Source organism: Actinomadura harenae, from assembly GCF_003696215.1.
Lineage (GTDB): Bacteria > Actinomycetota > Actinomycetes > Streptosporangiales > Streptosporangiaceae > Spirillospora > Spirillospora harenae.
Genome location: NZ_RFFG01000071.1, coordinates 1 through 12680, shown reverse-complemented (window position 1 = coordinate 12680; position 12680 = coordinate 1). Strand labels below are relative to the sequence as shown.

Annotated in this window: 12 protein-coding genes; 5 read left to right on the top strand and 7 right to left on the bottom strand. The window is 73.2% G+C overall.

Features of this window, described 5'->3' with window-relative positions; all coding sequences use genetic code 11:
* Window positions 1–5 precede the first annotated feature (5 nt).
* The 3 genes from EBO15_RS30235 to EBO15_RS30225 all read left to right on the top strand — a co-directional run bounded on the left by EBO15_RS30235 (window position 6) and on the right by EBO15_RS30225 (window position 3323).
* Entirely contained in the window at window positions 6–575 is a 570-nt protein-coding gene (locus EBO15_RS30235; protein WP_122197874.1) for a GNAT family N-acetyltransferase, read from the top strand.
* Between the two features lie 72 nt (window positions 576–647).
* Window positions 648–2396: an MFS transporter gene (locus tag EBO15_RS30230; RefSeq protein ID WP_233616533.1), complete on the top strand. Its 1749-nt coding sequence runs from the start codon at window positions 648–650 to the stop codon at window positions 2394–2396.
* Window positions 2397–2456: 60 nt separating this feature from the next.
* Window positions 2457–3323: a 1,4-dihydroxy-2-naphthoate polyprenyltransferase gene (locus EBO15_RS30225; RefSeq protein WP_122197873.1), complete on the top strand. Its 867-nt coding sequence runs from the start codon at window positions 2457–2459 to the stop codon at window positions 3321–3323.
* Here the strand turns inward: EBO15_RS30225 and EBO15_RS30220 are convergent.
* Entirely contained in the window at window positions 3287–4300 is a 1014-nt protein-coding gene (locus tag EBO15_RS30220; protein WP_147481720.1) for a hypothetical protein, read from the bottom strand. The genes EBO15_RS30225 and EBO15_RS30220 overlap by 37 nt on opposite strands.
* 112 nt (window positions 4301–4412) lie before the next feature.
* Window positions 4413–5102 carry a uracil-DNA glycosylase gene (locus tag EBO15_RS30215; protein WP_122197871.1) on the bottom strand — a complete coding sequence of 230 codons (690 nt, stop codon included), beginning with the start codon at window positions 5100–5102 and terminating at the stop codon, window positions 4413–4415.
* 117 nt (window positions 5103–5219) lie between these two features.
* On the opposite strand from EBO15_RS30215, the gene modA reads away from it, so the two are divergent.
* Both modA and ftsH read left to right on the top strand, forming a co-directional pair.
* Window positions 5220–5993, top strand: a complete 774-nt coding sequence (modA, locus tag EBO15_RS30210; protein WP_122197870.1) for a molybdate ABC transporter substrate-binding protein — start codon at window positions 5220–5222, stop codon at window positions 5991–5993.
* A 246-nt stretch (window positions 5994–6239) separates the two neighbouring features.
* Window positions 6240–8276, top strand: a complete 2037-nt coding sequence (gene ftsH / locus EBO15_RS30205) for an ATP-dependent zinc metalloprotease FtsH (protein WP_233616532.1) — start codon at window positions 6240–6242, stop codon at window positions 8274–8276.
* A gap of 50 nt (window positions 8277–8326) precedes the next feature.
* On the opposite strand, the gene EBO15_RS30200 is transcribed toward ftsH, so the two are convergent.
* The 5 genes from EBO15_RS30200 to EBO15_RS30180 form a co-directional block, all read right to left on the bottom strand.
* Window positions 8327–9235: an SCO6745 family protein gene (locus EBO15_RS30200; protein WP_122197868.1), complete on the bottom strand. Its 909-nt coding sequence runs from the start codon at window positions 9233–9235 to the stop codon at window positions 8327–8329.
* A gap of 22 nt (window positions 9236–9257) precedes the next feature.
* Window positions 9258–9836, bottom strand: a complete 579-nt coding sequence (locus EBO15_RS30195; RefSeq protein WP_122197867.1) for a transglutaminase-like domain-containing protein — start codon at window positions 9834–9836, stop codon at window positions 9258–9260.
* Entirely contained in the window at window positions 9833–10579 is a 747-nt protein-coding gene (gene dapB / locus EBO15_RS30190) for a 4-hydroxy-tetrahydrodipicolinate reductase (protein WP_122197866.1), read from the bottom strand. The genes EBO15_RS30195 and dapB overlap by 4 nt, the downstream gene beginning before the upstream one ends.
* Before the next feature lie 123 nt (window positions 10580–10702).
* Complete coding sequence (locus EBO15_RS30185; protein WP_122197865.1) at window positions 10703–11077, bottom strand: phage holin family protein; 375 nt, start codon at window positions 11075–11077, stop codon at window positions 10703–10705.
* A gap of 65 nt (window positions 11078–11142) precedes the next feature.
* On the bottom strand, window positions 11143–12474 hold the full coding sequence (locus EBO15_RS30180) for a M16 family metallopeptidase (protein WP_122197864.1): 1332 nt from the start codon (window positions 12472–12474) through the stop codon (window positions 11143–11145).
* Window positions 12475–12680 lie beyond the last annotated feature (206 nt).

The following is a 12680-nucleotide window of genomic DNA, read 5'->3' as shown; positions in this document are numbered from 1 at the left end:
GGCGGATGGCTGACGTCGGGGTGCGCCCGGCACGGCGCGCGGACGCCGGAGCTGTGGCCGACATCCAGGTGCGAGCCTGGCGTCGGGGATACGCGGAGCTGCTGCCCGCGGACGTCCTGGAGCGGGTGACCAGCCCGCCGGCCCTGGACGCCTGGCGAGAGCGCTGGACGCAGGCGGTGACCACGCCGCCGAGCCCCCGGCACCGGCTGCTGGTCGCGGTGGCGTCCGACCTGGTCGTCGGGTTCGCGGCGCACGGACCGGCCGAGGACGGCGATCTCGACGCGACGGCGGACGCCGAGCTGCTCACCCTGCTCGTCGACCCCGTCCACGCGCGGGAGGGGCACGGCAGCCGGCTGCTCGCCGCGACCGTCGACCTGCTCCGCGAGGACGGCTTCCGCACCCTGGTGTCCTGGGCGTTCGAGGGGGACGAGGTGCTCCGGCGGTTCCTCGGCTCGGCGGGCTGGGCCCCCGACGGGACGGCCCGGGACCTCGACATGGGCGAGCCGATCCGGCAGATCCGGCTCCATACCGACATCACACCCGACACCACGCCCGACGTCACGCCCGCGCAGTAGGCCCCCGCGCCCCGGCCGCCACCGGCCGGGGCGGGTGAAGGGCACCCCGGCGGCGGGCATATTTTTGACCCCGTGCCCCGACTCGCCTCCATGACGCCGCCGATCGCCCCGGCCGCGGACGACCGGACCGCGCGCCGCGCGCTGTTCGCCGCGGTCGTCATCAGCCTCGGCGTCTCGCTGATCGTGGTGGACGCCACGATCGTCGGCGTCCTGCTCCCGCAGCTGGTCGACGACCTGGGGCTGAGCACCGCGAGCGCGGAGTGGGTGACCTCGGTCTACGCGCTGGTGTTCGCCGCGCTGCTGATCCCGTTCGGGCGCGCGGGCGACCTGTTCGGACGGCGCCGGATGATCGTCCTCGGGGTGGCGGTGTTCACCGTCGCGAGCGTCCTGGCCGCGCTGTCGACCGACTCGACGAGCCTGATCGGCGCGCGGGCGCTCCAGGGGGTCGGGGCGTCCATGGTGATGCCCGCCACACTCTCGACGCTGAACGCGATGTTCACCGGCAAGGAGCGTGCGCACGCCTTCGGGATCTGGGGCGCGACGATCGCCGGGATGTCCGCGCTCGGGCCGCTGGTCGGGGGCGCGCTCGCCTCCGGCGGGACGTGGCGCTGGGCGTTCGGCGTGAACCTGGTCTTCGGCGCCGCGCTGATCTGGGGCGTCCTGAAGGTCGTCCCGGAGACCCGGGCGGCGACGGCGGGCGGGCGGCTCGGGATCGACTGGCCCGGCGCGCTGCTGTCGGCCGCGGCTTTCGGCCTGCTGGTCTGCGGGATCATCGAGGGTCCCGCGTTCGGCTGGTGGACGGCGACCCGGCACGTCGCGGCCGGCGGGCTGTCCCCGATACCGCTGATGATCGCCGCCGGGCTGGCCCTGCTGGTCGTCCTGGTCCTCGTCGAGCGCGCCCGCGCGGCCGCCGGACGGCCCGTCATGCTCGACCTGACGCTGTTCTCCGTCCCGAGCTTCCGGAACGGCAACCTGGCCTCGGCACTGATCAACGTCGGTGAGCTGGGACTGCTGTTCGTCCTGCCGCTGTTCCTGCTCGGCGTGCACGGCAGCGCGCCGCTGGAGATCAGCCTCGCGATCCTGCCGCTGGCCGCCGGGGCGTTCGGGTCCGGGGCGGTCGCGCACGTGCTCGCCAACAAGTACGGGCCGCACCGGGTCGTCCAGGGCGGGATGGTGCTGGAGGTCCTCGCCGTCCTCGCGCTCGCGGCCACCCTCTCCCCCACGACCGGCGGGCTCGGGCTCGCGCCCTGGATGCTGCTGTACGGGCTCGGCCTCGGCCTGACGTCCGCGCAGCTCACCAACGTCTCGCTCGCCGACGTCCCGCCGGACCGCGCCGGGCAGGCGTCCGGCACCCAGTCGACGGCCCGGCAGATCGGCGCGGCGCTCGGCGTCGCGGTGATCGGAACGGTGTTCGCGACCACGCTCGGGCACGCGATGTCCGGACGCCTCGACCACGAGGGCCTGCCCGCCGCGCGCCGCGACGCGATCACCCGCGACCTGCGGCACAGCGCCGGGACCTCCGCCCGCGACCTGCACCGGACGCCCGGCATGGGCGAGGTCGCCCGCGCCGCCGACGCGAGCCTCGCCGACGCGTCCCGCGCGGGAGCCCTCGCCACCGCGGTCATCCTCGCCGGGGGGCTGCTGCTCTCCCTGCGGCTGCGCCCGTCCGGGGCGTCCCGGTCGTCCCGGGTCGAATCGGACGTCGAGAGCGCCGACGCCGCCGACAGCGCCGCCGTCGACGCCGCCCCCGACACCAGTAGCGACGCCGCTGGTCAGGGGCCCTCCGCCGGACGAGCCGGCACGGCGGCGCCCGAGCATTGATCATCATCGGCGAGAATCAAGCACCGTCCCCTGTCCTCCTCGAGAACTAGCGGTATCACTGTGGCCACGCTCTCCCAATGGGTCGCCGGGTCCCGGCCCCGCACCCTTCCCACCTCGCTCGTGCCCGTCGTCGTCGGAACCGGCGTGGCGATCGGCGCGGGACACGCCGTGTGGTGGCGTGCCCTGCTGGCCGCCGTCGTCGCGCTCGTGCTCCAGATCGGCGTGAACTACTCCAACGACTACAGCGACGGCGTGCGCGGCACCGACGAGGTCCGGGTCGGGCCGCTGCGCCTGGTCGGGTCCAAGGTCGCCAAGCCCAAGCAGGTGCTGGCGGCGGCGCTCGGCAGCTTCGCGGTCGCCGCCGCCGCCGGCCTGGTGCTCGCCGCCGTGACGTCCTGGTGGCTGCTGCTGGTCGGCGCGTTCGCGATCCTCGCCGCCTGGTTCTACACCGGAGGCAAGAACCCGTACGGGTACCGGGCGCTCGGCGAGATCTCGGTGTTCGTGTTCTTCGGGCTGGTCGCGGTCGTCGGCACCGTGTACGTCCAGACCGAGACGCTGCCCTGGGAGGCGTGGGCGGCCGCGGTCCCGATCGGGCTGCTGGCCTGCGCGCTGCTGGTCGTCAACAACCTGCGGGATCTGCCGACCGACCAGGAGTCCGGCAAGCGGACCCTCGCGGTCGTCCTCGGCGGTCCCTGGACGCGCATCCTGTACGCGGCGTGCTGCGCGGTGCCGTTCATGGTCGTCCTCGCGCTCGCGGCCCCGCACCCGTGGGTGCTGATCGCGCTGCTCGCCGCGCCGTTCTCGGTGCCGCCCACGCAGAAGGTCGTCCAGGGCGCCAAGGGCCGGGACCTCATCCCGGTGCTGGGCATGACCGCCCGCCTCCAGATCGTCTACGGCGTGCTGCTGGCGGTCGGGCTCGCGCTCTGACCGTCCGCGCCCACCCCGGCGGCCCGTCCGGCGGCGCGTTCCGCGATCAGGGACGCGCCGGCCAGGGCGATCACCAGGCCGCCCAGCAGGGCCGTCAGGGCCTGGAGGTTCATCAGGGTCGTCGTGTCCGGGTCCGCGGCGACCATGGACGTGAACAGGCCGTAGGAGAAGCCCGCGCCGCCGCCGACCCAGGTCGCGACCAGCGGGACGAGCAGCCGCCCGCGCCGCCGCTGGACGAGCGCCACCGCCCCGGCGGCCCCGGCGAGCAGGATGGCGCCGTTCACGAACTGGAACACCTGCTGCGCGGTGCTGAGGTCCTCCGCCCGGCCGCCGCCGCCGAACGCCCAGAAGAGGTCCACGATCGCGGCGAAGGTCAGCGGAACGGCCGCCGCCCAGACGAGGAAGCGCCGCATGACGTCGGCCGGCCCGGCCGGGACGTCCCGCGCCGTCAGGGCGAACACCTCGGGCCACCGCGCCCGCGCGTAGAACACGAACGCGATCGTCAGGCCGATGGCCTGGGTGACGAACCCGCCGTACACGACGGCGAACACCCACGGGTCGAGGGCGGACGCCGACGCCGTCGACGTCGGTGACCCCTCACCCGACACGAACTGCACCATCGCGCCCACGGGGACGCCGAGCGCGAGCGGGGAGAGCAGTCCCGTCCCGACCCAGATGGGGACCACGACCAGCCAGGACGGCAGCCGCAGACCCCAGCCGAAGGTGAACGCGAGCACGATCAGGATGGCCGTGGCGTCCAGGGTCAGGGTGATCGCGTTGGCGACCTCGACCTTGGTCGTGTGCATCCACCCGGCCTCGTTGACGCCGAGGTTCCCCCCGAACAGCCAGATCAGCTTCAACACGATGTAGGGGGCGCACGCCGCGCAGGTCAGGTAGGCGATGGCCAGGCGCAGCGGGCCCGGCGACCCGTGCCGTCCGCGCGGGGCGGACGGCAGGGGCGGAGCGATGGTCGTCATGCTCCCGAGCATCGCGGCGTCCGCGCCGCCGCACCTCCCGCCCGGAGGGGAGCCGTCTCCCCCGGCCGGGGGAAAAAGATCACCCTGTGCCGCCACGCGGCCCTCAGGAGGGTCAGGAGGCGGAGCCGAGGTCCCAGTCGATCTCCGGCTGGCCCGCGTCCGCCAGGGCCTTGTTGACGGCGCTGAACGGCTTGGTGCCCCAGAACTTCTTGGCGCTCAGCGGGCTCGGGTGCGCCGACTCGATCACGACGTGCTGATCGCCCGTGACGAGGCGGGCCTTCTTGCGCGCGTACGCGCCCCACAGCACGAACACGACCCGCTCGGACTTCTCGTTCAGCGCGCGGATGGCCGCGTCGGTGAACTCCTCCCAGCCCTGGTTCGCGTGCGACCCGGCGTCCCCGGCGCGGACGGTCAGGACCGCGTTGAGCAGCAGGACGCCCTGGTCGGCCCATGGCGTCAGGTCGCCCTGCGTGTTGACCGGGACGTCGAGGTCGCTCGCCAGCTCCTTGTAGATGTTGCGCAAGGACGGCGGCGGCTTCACGCCAGGCTTGACGCTGAAGGACAGGCCGTGCGCCTGGCCGGGCCCGTGGTACGGGTCCTGCCCGAGGACGAGCACGCGCGCCCGGTCGTACGGGCAGTGCCGGAAGGCGTTGAAGAGGTCCTCACGCGGCGGGTAGACGGTCTGCTCCCCGTACTCCCCGTCCACGAACGCGCCGAGCGCCTCGGTCCGGGCCGGGTCGAGCAGCGGGTCGAGCCGCTCCCGCCAGTCGCCGGGCAGCTGTTCCATCAGGTCGAACGTCATCGGGGGACTCTCCAGCCGGGTTCGCGAGGATCACTGGGCAGAACCCTAGTCCGAGGCACTGACACGCCTGGCGCGAATCACCGGGTCGAAGCCGAAGCAACTCTAGGATGACGGCATATGCCCGACTCCCTCCGATGGCGGCGACTCCTCGCCGGTCCGTCCCTGATCGCCGCGCTCGGCGCCCTCCTCGCGGGATGCGGTGGTTCGTCCGGTCCCGTGACGCTCACCGTGCTGGCCGCGTCCTCGCTGACCGACGTCATGGACGAGCTGGCCGGCACCTACCACCAGACGCGCCCGGCCGTGCGGTTCCGGACGGTCTACGGCGGCTCCCAGGAGATGACCGCGAAGGTCGAGGGCCACGAGCCGGCCGACGTCCTGGTCACCGCGGACGGGACGTCCATGAAGGACGTCGCGCGGAAGCTGGAGGGCCGCCCGCGGATCGTCGCGGGGAACTCGCTGGCCATCGCCGTCCGGCCCGGCAACCCCAAGCGGCTGCGCTCGCCGTTCGACCTGGTCAGGCCCGGCTTGCGGGTCGTCACGGGCGGGCCGATCGTCCCGGTCGGACGGTACGCGCAGCAGATGTTCGGCCGCGCCGGGCTGACCGTCCGGACGTCGTCGCAGGAGATCAGCGCCCGCGCCGTCCTGGACCGGGTCCGGACCGGCGAGGCGGACGCGGGCGTGGTGTATGTCACCGATCTCCGTTCCGCCGGTGCGGCGGCCGGAATCGTGCCGATTCCGGCGGCGATGAACGTCACGGCCTCCTATCCCGCGGCGGCACTGCGCGGCGGGCACACGAAGCAGGCGGAGGCGTTCGTCACGTGGCTGACATCCGCGCCCGCTCGTTCGTTGTTCCAGAAGTACGGGTTCGCCGCTCCGGCGGCGGGCGGCTGACGGCCCGGGAAGCACCGGACGGCACCCTCCGCGACCACGCTCCGGGCCCGTGCGGGCGGCCGGTGAGCAGGGTTTTCCGCGCCGCCGACCAGGGAAGATCTTGTTCCGCCCCCGGGTTCGGGGCGCGCTGAGGGATGCAGGGGAGCGATGGTGCCGTCGAATCCAGGCGAGACGCCGCCGGGCCGGCCGAACGGGGCCCGTCCGGAGGGACGGCCCGACCAGAGGCGGCCCGACCGGAGGCAGGCGGTGCCGCCCCGCGACGAGCCCGACCGGCCCTGGCGCGCCGAGGGCGTGAAGAACCGGCCCGAGAAGAAGACGGACAAGGCCGACGGCGGCGGTGGTGGCGGGGGCGGCTTCCGGCCCAGCCGCAACATGATGATCTTCTGGCTGCTGCTCCTGCTGGTGTTCGCGCTCAGCTACACCTCCATGAACATCGCCGGGCAGAAGGAACGCGCCGACATCCCCTACACGGCGTTCACCCAGCAGGTCTCGGCGGGCAACGTCAAGGACGTCTACACCAAGGGCCTGGAGATCCAGGGCAAGCTGAAGCAGGCCCAGCAGGTCCCCGGCCAGGACGACAAGAAGAAGACCTACACCGACTTCAAGACGCTCCGCCCCGAGTTCGCCAACGACAACATCTACGGCGAGATGGTGAGCAAGGGCGTGGTCGTCGAGGCCAAGCCCGTCACCGAGAGCCGCGGCCTCCTGGCGAACCTGCTGCTGTCGCTGCTGCCCACGCTGCTGTTCGTCGGCCTGTGGATCGGCGCGATGATCTGGATCCAGCGCCGCATGACCGGCGGCGGACGCGGCGGGGGCATGCTCGGCGGCTTCGGCCGCTCCCCCAAGCCCGTCACCCCGGACGAGAAGCGCGCCACGTTCGCCGACGTCGCCGGGATCGACGAGGTCGAGGCCGAGCTCGAGGACGTCGTCGACTTCCTCCGCGACCCCGACAAGTACCGGCGGATGGGCGCCCGCGCCCCGCGCGGCGTGCTGCTGACCGGGTCGCCCGGCACCGGCAAGACGCTGCTCGCGCGCGCCGTCGCGGGCGAGGCCGACGTGCCGTTCTACTCGGCGGCGGCGTCGGAGTTCATCGAGATGGTCGTCGGCGTCGGCGCGGCCCGGGTGCGCGAGCTGTTCACCGAGGCCCGCAAGACCGCGCCGTCCATCATCTTCATCGACGAGATCGACACGATCGGGCGCACCCGCAGCTCCAGCGCCAGCATGGGCGGACACGACGAGCGGGAGCAGACCCTCAACCAGATCCTCACCGAGATGGACGGGTTCTCCGGCTCCGAGGGCGTCGTGGTGATCGCCGCGACGAACCGTCCCGACATCCTCGACCCGGCGCTGCTGCGCCCCGGCCGGTTCGACCGGCAGATCACCGTGTCCCCGCCCGACCTGGACGGCCGCGTCGAGATCCTCAAGGTGCACGTCCGGGACGTCCCGCTCGCGCCCGAGGTCGACCTCACCGAGCTGGCCAAGATGACGCCCGGCATGACCGGCGCGGAGCTGGCGAACCTGGTGAACGAGGCGGCCCTGATGGCGGTCAAGCGAGGCCACACCGCCACCGACAACGCCGACTTCCACACCGCGCTGGAGAAGATCCAGCTCGGCACCCGGCGCTCCCTGGTGATGCCCGAGGAGGAGCGCCGCCGCACGTCCTTCCACGAGTCGGGGCACGCGCTGCTCGGCATGCTCTACCCGGGCGCCGACCCCGTCCGCAAGATCACGATCGTCCCGCACGGGCGGGCGCTCGGCGTCACCGTCTCCACCCCGGAGAGCGACCGCTACGCCTACGACGAGAAGTACCTGCGCGGGCGGATCATCGGCGCGCTCGGCGGCATGGCCGCCGAGGAGCTGGTGTTCGGCGTGATCACCACCGGCGCGGAGAGCGACCTGCAGCAGGTCACGCAGATCGCCCGGGGCATGGTCGGCCGCTGGGGCATGTCGGTCCGCATCGGGCCGCTGTCGGTCCTCCCACCGGACGGCGGCGACCCGATGGGCCAGTACGCCTCCCAGGGCACCCTCGACGCGGTGGACGAGGAGGCCCGCCGCATCGTGGACGAGTGCTACCAGGAGGCCCTGCGCACCCTCAGCGACAACCACGACAAGCTGGACGCCCTCGCCACCGCCCTGCTCGAGGCCGAGACCCTCGACGAGGTGGGCGCCTACGCCGCCGCGGGCGTCCCGCGCTCCTCCGGACAGCCCGCCCTGACCGGCGGCCCCACGACGTCCGAGAACGGCTCCGGCGCCGGCACCGGCTCCGGCACCACGACGACCTGATCCCGGCTGCGGCCCGGCTGTGGCCGGTCCGCAGCCGGGTCACCGCGCGGCTACCGCGCGGGACGGGGAACGCCGATCGGGTTCGGGAACGGAAGGTCGCTCGAGTCCTGCACGGCCAGCGCGACGGGCCGCAGGGCCCGAGCCAGCCGCTCCGGGTCGTCCAGGGCCCGGAGCGGACGGGACGCCAGCGCGTCGGTCCGCGCCTCGATGTGCGCCTTGAGGCGGCGCCCCTCCTCGGTCGCCCGGCCCTCCGCGGTCGCCCGGCCCTCTTCGGTCGCCGAGCCCTCCTCGTTCGTGCCGGCCTCAAGGTCGAGCAGGCCCCGGTCGGCGAGCCGCCGTCCGGCCGCCGCCCACTCGTCCTCCGACCAGCCGCGGCTCTCCCTGAGCCACTCCCCCGGTGAGTCCGCGCTGGTCGCGGAGGCCAGCACGTTGGCCTCGCAGCCGTCCAGGCCCTCGGCGGTCAGCACCGCCACGTGCCCGTCGCCGCGTTCCTCGCGCAGCGCCGTCGCGCCCTGCCAGAGCGCCGCGACGGGGTCGTCCGGCCAGGCCAGGTCCCGGTTCGCGGCGAACAGCGGCCGTCCCGCGCCGTCCGCCTCCCGGACCACCCGCTCGATCAGCGGCCGGGCCGCGTCGGCGGCCTCGTCCACCCCGGGCATGATCCGCCGCAGCGCCGCGGCGGCGCCCTCGGCCCGCGCGGCCAGGATCGCCTCAGGCGAGGCGAACGACCACGCGTCGGGAACGGCCCGCCGGACACGGTCGGGATGGAAACCGTGGAACACGGCCGTCACCACGCCCGGCGACACCGCGCCCATCGGCGCGGCCCGGCTCCCGAAGTACCCCATCCAGTACCCGCGCAGGCCGACGCGCTTGTTCGCCTCGGCGCACTCCGGTGCGAAGTAGGTGATCCCGTGCACGGGCTCGAAAAGCGTCCACAGACGCCGCGTCAACGATTCGTCCACGCGGACATTCTGGATGATCTCCTCAGAGCACAGAAGGGAGGAGGCCGTTGCGCATCATGTGCATGGCGTCCGTCTCGCTCTGGAGAGCGGTCAGCACGGCCTCCGGCGGCGACGCGTAGACCGTCGGGTAGTCGACCTCGCCCGCGGCGGGGTCCATCGGGTAGGCGAGCCGGTCCTCCGAGGCCGAGAACGACAGGTCGACGCCGCGCGGATCGAGCCGCACCCAGCCGTCGTCCACCAGGACGGCCGTCAGGCCGTGCAGGAAGAACTGGTCGCCCGCACGCAGCCGCTGGTAGCACAGCCCCGCCTGGACGCCTCCAGCGCGCAGCAGGGCCGCCAGAGCGTGGGTCTGCGCGAAGCAGAAGCCGGTGCCCTGCTCCAGCACGTCCGAGGCCCGCCAGGTCACCCGCGGATCCGGGACGTCGACGGGATGGCTCACCTTGTCGCGGACGTACTCGAACGCCAGCCGCGCGTAGGTGAGGTCGTCGCCCGTCCGCAGCTCGGAGGCGATCGCCTGGACGAGCGGGTGCTCGACGTCGACCGCCTCGTCCGCGCCGAGGTAGGCCCAGGGTTCGGCCGCGAAGACCGGCGAGAACCTCACAGGCCGAGCATCGACTCGATGCCGATGGTCAGCCGGTCCGGCAGGCCGGCGACCTTGCGCACGCCCAGCAGCACACCCGGCATGAACGACTCGCGGTTCATCGAGTCGTGCCGGATCGTGAACGTCTCGCCGTGCCCGCCGAGCAGCACCTCCTGGTGCGCGATCAGCCCGGACAACCGGACGGCGTGCACCCGGACGCCCTCGACGTCCGCGCCGCGCGCGCCCGGGATCTCCTGGCTGGTGGCGTCGGGTGAGGGGGCCGTTCCGGCCTCGGCGCGGGCGGCGGCGACCAGCTCGGCGGTGCGGCGCGCGGTGCCGGACGGCGCGTCCGCCTTGTTCGGGTGGTGCAGCTCGACGATCTCGACCGACTCGAAGAACGGCGCGGCCTTGGTCGCGAAGTGCATCATCAGCACGGCGCCGATGCCGAAGTTCGGCGCGATGAGGACCTTGCCCCCGGGCGTCTCCGCCTGCCAGGAGCGGATGTCGTCCAGCCGCGCGGCGTCGAACCCGGTCGTGCCGACCACGGCGTGGATGCCGTGAGCGACCAGGTGGCGCAGGTTGTCCATGACCACGTCGGGGTGGGTGAAGTCGACGACGGCCTCGGCCTTCGCCGCGGCGAGCTCGTCGAGGTCGCCGCCCTGGTCGATGGCGGCGACCAGTTCCAGGTCGTCCGCGCCGTCGACGGCCCGGCACACCTCGCTGCCCATCCGGCCGCGCGCGCCGAGAACCCCAACCCTGATCACGATGTTCCTCCAGGTCCTGCGTCGGTCCGACCGAGCCTATCGCGGGCCGCGGACGCCCTCCGCCGACCGCGGCGCCCCACCGGTCCGGCGAGCCCGGCCGGCATGGCGAGCCGGGCGGGCCGCTCAGTCGTTCTTCGCGACGAACAGGTTGAGCAGCCAGCTCACGATCCCGATGATGATGGCGCCCCAGAACGCCGACCAGAAGCCGTCCACGTGGAACGGCAGGTGCAGCTTCCCGGCCAGCCAGCTCACCAGCATCAGCAGCAGCGCGTTCACGACCAGCGCGAACAGGCCGAGGGTCAGGATGTAGAACGCGCAGCCGAGGACCTGGATGACCGGCTTGATGAACGCGTTCACCACACCGAAGATCACCGCGACGCCGAGCAGCGTGAACCCCTGCTTGGTACCGTTCGCGGCGGTCACCTGGATCCCGTGCACCATGGCCGTCGCGACCCACAGCGCCAGGGCGCAGATCACGGTCCTGAGCAGAAATCTCATGCCCGTCCTCTACCCGATCATGAACCCCGGGTAACGAAACCGGCGCGGACCGTGACGGCGACCGGTCAGAGCGTGAAGTCGGCGTCCTCGAACGGGCCGATGACGGTGAGCGCCTGCGGCCGGGCGAGCACCTCCGTGGCGATCTCGCGGACGTCGTCCAGCGTGACGGCCTCGATCCGGGCGAGCACCTCGTCCACCGGCAGCAGCGACTCGTACACCAGCTCGCTCTTGCCGATCCGGGACATCCGGGACCCGGTGTCCTCCAGGCCGAGCACCATGCCGCCGCGCAGCTGGCCCTTGCCCCGCTCCAGCTCCTCGTCGGTGAGCCCGCCGTCCAGCACCCGGGCGATCTCCTCGCGGCAGATCGACAGCACCTCCTCGGCCTTGCCGGGCTGGCAGCCCGCGTACACGCCGAAGATGCCGCTGTCGGCGTACTGCGAGGTGAAGCTGTACACCGAGTACGCCAGGCCGCGCTTCTCCCGGATCTCCTGGAACAGCCGGGACGACATGCCGCCGCCGAACGCCGCGTTCAGCACGCCCAGCGCGAACCGCCGCTCGTCGGTGCGGCGCACGCCCTCGCAGCCGAGCACGATGTGCGCCTGCTCGGTGTCCTTGTCCAGCACCCGGACGGACGGGTCGACCGGAATGTCCGGCCCGCCGACGCGCGGCGCGGACGGCGACGGCGCCCCGAGGTCGGTCAGGTACGGCGCCCACGCGGACTCCACCAGCCGGACGACCTCGTCGTGGTCGATGTTGCCCGCGACCGACACCACCAGGTCGGACGGCTTGTAGTGGTCGCGGTAGTAGTCGTGGATGCGGTCCCGCGACAGCGCGTTGATGGACTCCTCGGTGCCGAGGATCGGCCGGCCCAGCGGGACGTCGCCGTACAGCGCGAGCGAGAACTCGTCGTGGATCAGGTCGCCCGGGTCGTCGTCGCGCATGTGGATCTCCTCGAGGATCACCCCGCGCTCCGCCTCGACGTCCTCGGGCCGGTTCACCGACGCCGCGACCATGTCGGACACGACGTCCACCGCCAGCGGCAGGTCGCTGTCCAGCACCCGCGCGTAGTAGCAGGTGTACTCCTTGGCGGTGAAGGCGTTCAGGTCACCGCCCACCGCGTCCACCGCCGCCGAGATCTCCAGCGCCGAGCGCTTCTTCGTGCCCTTGAACAGCACGTGCTCCAGGTAGTGGCTGGCGCCCGCGTCGGCGACCTCCTCGTCCCGGGAGCCGACGCCGGCCCAGATGCCGAACGCCGCCGAGCGGACCGTCGGCAGCGTCTCGGTGATGACCCGCAGCCCGCCGGGGAGCACGGTCCGCCGGACGGCGCCCTCCCCCTCGGAGCCGGAGTCGGGCTGGCCGCCACGGGGGCTGCGGCCGGGCAGGTGCGGGCTGGTCACGGGGTGGATCTCCAGGGGTTGGAAGGACCGACGGCCCGTCCCGTCAGCGACTGACGGGACGGGCCGACCGGAACGGCGGTTATGCGATCAGGAGTTGCGGCTGTCGTCACCGGCCGGACGGCGGGTGCGGCGGCGGCGCGGAGCCCCGCGCTTGTCGCCGTCCGCGTCGCCCGCGGCCGCGCGCGGCGCGCCCTCGGGCTCGTCGT